We start from the raw sequence: 3,578 nt of genomic DNA on the forward strand, positions 1-3,578 counted from the left end.
CCCGTTCCCGGCCATAGGTAACGGACTTGTCCCAATTGTAGAGCCGTTCAAGCGAAGCCTGCTCGGTCGCTTTGGATTTGGGCTTAGGTCTGGGCTTGGTCAAAGCCGCAAATGCTGTCTTAATGTTGGATTCATTGAAAATATACTTATAATCGTCAAGCGGATTCGTGTCATATAAATAGTGGGGAAAATCACCCTGATCGGTGACATGGTTGCCGCGAAAAGCAAAATAGTCGATTCCCCATAACACCTGCTTGACTTGTCCCGTACGGAAAGCCACTTGTGCGGTCAAAAATTGCTCCTTGGCGGTCGAACCTTCAATCGACAGTTTCAGGGCGTTGCCTTTCAGCTTCTCGCTTACATCGCTCGGCATAAAGTTCTCCGTCATCGAGCTGCCGAGAATGATTGTGTCATATTCAAAGTTCCGGGCGAGTCCGGGATTCTGATATCGTTCCTGCCAGGAATATTTAGGTGTATAAAAACCTGCTTTGCGATAGAACTGCAGGGGGTCGACAATATAAACAAAGGCGCCGACCAGAACAGCGAACACGAGAATCATGCCTAGAAATTGGAATATAAATTTTTTGAATTTTGTTTTTTTATGCCTCACTTCAATAAATCTCCCTTATAAGTTATATGGCCGCCAATCAGAAGCTGAAATAGAGGAACTCGCTGATTTTGTTGAAATAGACAACAGCAATAACGAATAAAGCGGCGGCCACAACAGCGCTCCGCCAGCCTGGCTTAAATTGTTCCAGCATCTGCATGGAATTCCGGCACGCTACAGCAATAAGCATAAAGACCGCCAGTCCAATCACAACCGTCTTGTCCAGTGAAGAGATGCCGATTCCGTTAAGGCCAACCATGCCCTTCAGCACCTTGATGGCATCGTCCCAGCTTGTGGCCCGGAAGAAGACCCATGCAAAATTAATGAACTGGAAGGTAATGAACCAAGCGACCCATTTCGGGAGCTTAATATTTGTCTTTTGCCACAACCGGTGGACAAACTGGGCGAATCCGTGCAGAAATCCCCAGAACACGAAAGTCCAGCCCGCCCCGTGCCACAGGCCGCCAATTAGCATAGTCAGCATGGAGTTGACATGGGTACGAATCGTTCCTTTACGGCTGCCGCCCAGAGGGAAGTAGATGTAATCCCGCAGAAATCGGCTTAACGTCATATGCCAGCGGCGCCAGAAATCCTGGATGCTAACCGATTTGTATGGCGAATTAAAGTTGATGGGAAGTTTAATATTGAACAGCAGCGCGACTCCGATCGCCATGTCTGAATAACCGCTGAAATCATAGTAGAGCTGGAGTGTGTAGGCAAGAGAGGTTGTCCAGGCCTGCACGAAATTAAGCTGGGTCAACACGTCGAATCCGTTGGTGGCCACAGGCGCGAACGAATCGGCGATCACGACTTTTTTGAACAACCCGATACTGAGCAGAAACAGCCCCTTCGCTACATTGCCGTAGTCCAGACGCTTGCCCCGCAGCCGGTCGAACTGGGGCATCATTTCCTTGTGATGGAGAATCGGACCAGCGATCAGATGAGGGTAGAAGGTTACAAACAGCACATAGCTGATAATATTGTATTCCTTTGCATTGCCACGGTAGGCATCAACAAGATACGCAATCTGGGTGAAGGTAAAAAAGCTGATCCCCAGAGGAAGCACTATTTTGAGCAGGGGGAGATTGGCCGAGAACAGCTCGTTTACGTTGGTGATAAAGAAATCGGCGTATTTAAAGTAACCGAGCAGGAACACATTCATTGTGATGGCGAAAGCCAGAACCAGCTTACGGTTGCGCTCTCCGGCACGATGCATATGTCCGATAGTCCTGCCCATTATGTAGTTAAAAGCGATGGAACCGAGCAGAAGCGGAAGATAGCGAACATCCCACCAGCAGTAGAAGAACAGGGAACTGAGTGCGAGCCAAAGCTTGCTGGCGAGGGTTAAACGAAGACGATTTAGAATAAAATACACGACCACAGTTACCGGCATAAAAATAAAAATAAATTCGTAAGAATTAAACAGCACCTCTTCAAACACCTCTTCATAATTTTCAACTTCAAATAATTGGTTCGTAGCCCCTAACTTCCAATATACTAGAAAAGTGTCGAACGAGTAAGTCTGCAGACGTCAAATTTAAGAAATAATCCTGAAAATATAGTAAATTTACACAACAAAAAAAGAGACACGCCCGGTTTCCCTGGTGAAAAGCAATCCTCTTGCCAACTCAGCCCAAGGATAAACCGCATGTCTCCTATCGTCATCGTCTTAATCAACCTGATTCCAATCCCGGGAAGATCCGGCCTTCGCTGCGGCGTCCGATGGTTCAGCCCGCCTCAATTCCCGCAGCGGATTCCCGCCGACGAACGTTCCCGCCCCCACATCCTTATGCACGACCGAGCCAGCGGCCACAATTGCCCCGTTCCCGATTGTTACGCCGGGAAGAATCGTCGTATTCGCGCCGATCAACACATTGTCGCCGATAACGACCTCGCCCAGACGATACTCTTTGATTAGATATTCATGCGCCAAAATCGTCGTATTGTAGCCAATGACAGAATTTTCACCCACCGTAATCAGCTCCGGAAAAAACACATCCACCATCGCCATCAGCCCGAAAGCCGTATGCTTGCCCACCTTCATTCCGAGCACACGGCGATAGATCCAGTTCTTAAGCGGAAGAATCGGACAATAGCGTGCAATCTGAATAAAAATAAAATTTCGGACACCCTTCCACGGGCTGACCGTCCGGTAAATGTGCCATAGCGAATTGTGACCTTCCACCGGATAGCGGGTGACCTTTCTGCTCACGGCTTCGCTGTTTCCCCGCCTACAATTTCATACAGGTCGGTCATATCCTGAAGGATAAAATCCGGGTTATATTTTCGAAGCGTCGACTCACCTTTAAGCGACCATGCCACCCCGGCTGCCAACACGCCCGCAGCTTTGGCCGCCTGAATATCGACTCCGCTGTCGCCGACCATGAGCGTCTTTTCCGGGCTTGCGCCAAGCTTGCTTACCGCGGTCAGCACCGGCTCCGGATGAGGCTTTAACTGGGTAACATCATTGAGCGTTATAATGGTATCCATATACTGCAGCAAATCGAACATTTCCAGCGCCCGAATCGTTGTCGGTCGGATCTTGGTCGTTACAACCCCGAGCTTGATCCCGCGGCTGCGCAGCTCTTCCAGCGCTTCATTCACATTCGGGAAGGACTGAATCAGCTCGTCATGATGCTCGACCTGGTAGTGACGGTAGGAAGCCTCCATTGCCGAGACGTCTTCGAGATTGGTGAACGCCTTGAGCTGGTCAGGAAGACTTGTCCCCATATGGGGGATCATCTGCTCCCGGGTAATCGCGGGCTGCGAATGCTGCTCCAGCGCGTACATAAACGAGCTGATGATCAGCTCGTTCGTATTGACGATCGTACCGTCCAAATCAAATAAAACACATTCAATCATAATGACTACTCCTTTTTCTCTTCCTTCAAAGGCGGGTGGTTTAAATCAGATTGGGGAACGGAAGCATTCTCCTTCGAAGTCCCCTCCGGTTCGGCTGGCACAGAATCGG

At 49.4% G+C, this 3,578-nt stretch carries 3 protein-coding genes and 1 pseudogene; all 4 read right to left on the bottom strand.

Annotated elements, in window-relative coordinates; all coding sequences use genetic code 11:
* Positions 1 to 610, bottom strand: a pseudogene (locus L692_RS0108175) (hypothetical protein); the annotation flags it as partial.
* A 37-nt stretch (positions 611 to 647) separates the two neighbouring features.
* Positions 648 to 2,036 carry an MBOAT family O-acyltransferase gene (locus L692_RS0108180; RefSeq protein ID WP_025698845.1) on the bottom strand — a complete coding sequence of 463 codons (1,389 nt, stop codon included), beginning with the start codon at positions 2,034 to 2,036 and terminating at the stop codon, positions 648 to 650.
* Positions 2,037 to 2,276: 240 nt separating this feature from the next.
* Positions 2,277 to 2,819, bottom strand: coding sequence for an acyltransferase (locus L692_RS0108185; protein WP_025698847.1), 543 nt, complete (start codon positions 2,817 to 2,819; stop codon positions 2,277 to 2,279).
* A complete protein-coding gene (gene ppaX / locus L692_RS0108190; RefSeq protein ID WP_025698849.1) occupies positions 2,816 to 3,469 on the bottom strand; it encodes a pyrophosphatase PpaX in 654 nt (217 codons plus the stop codon). The genes L692_RS0108185 and ppaX overlap by 4 nt, the downstream gene beginning before the upstream one ends.
* Positions 3,470 to 3,578: the final 109 nt, after the last annotated feature.

This window comes from Paenibacillus forsythiae T98, assembly GCF_000520735.1.
In the GTDB taxonomy this organism is placed as follows: Bacteria; Bacillota; Bacilli; order Paenibacillales; family Paenibacillaceae; genus Paenibacillus_AQ; species Paenibacillus_AQ forsythiae.

Bases quoted from the DNA above. Each gene is read 5' to 3' on its own strand.
- ppaX (WP_025698849.1), bottom strand. From the start codon at position 3,469: ATGATTGAATGTGTTTTATTTGATTTGGACGGTACGATCGTCAATACG.